Consider the following 280-nt stretch of genomic DNA (forward strand, 5'->3'; position numbering starts at 1 on the left):
TTGTAGTCAATCAAGCTCTCTCCATATCCATCAAAATATTGGACAAGGCCACGTAGACGACCATGAAGTGGAAAGCTGTAAGATAGCTCGAAAGCGCCTTTGTGCGTTTTCGTATTGCTCCGAATAAGTGTACCAATTTGATAGTCTGATCGCTCGTACGCCGCTTTCAGCTCAAAATGGCCGTAATAGTCTTCGATATCCGGGTTGTCGTCGCCTTTTGCAGGAGGCGGCGTTGAGGGATCGCCATCATCCACCTTTTCATCTTCCGGTATTCTGTACC

Annotated in this window: 1 protein-coding gene; it reads right to left on the reverse strand. The window is 47.5% G+C overall.

Annotated elements, in window-relative coordinates:
* Positions 1 to 280: phospholipase A (locus A3750_RS04125; protein ID WP_197474876.1), on the reverse strand; the 280-nt coding region annotated here is incomplete at both ends.

This window comes from Oleiphilus sp. HI0079 (assembly GCF_001635105.1).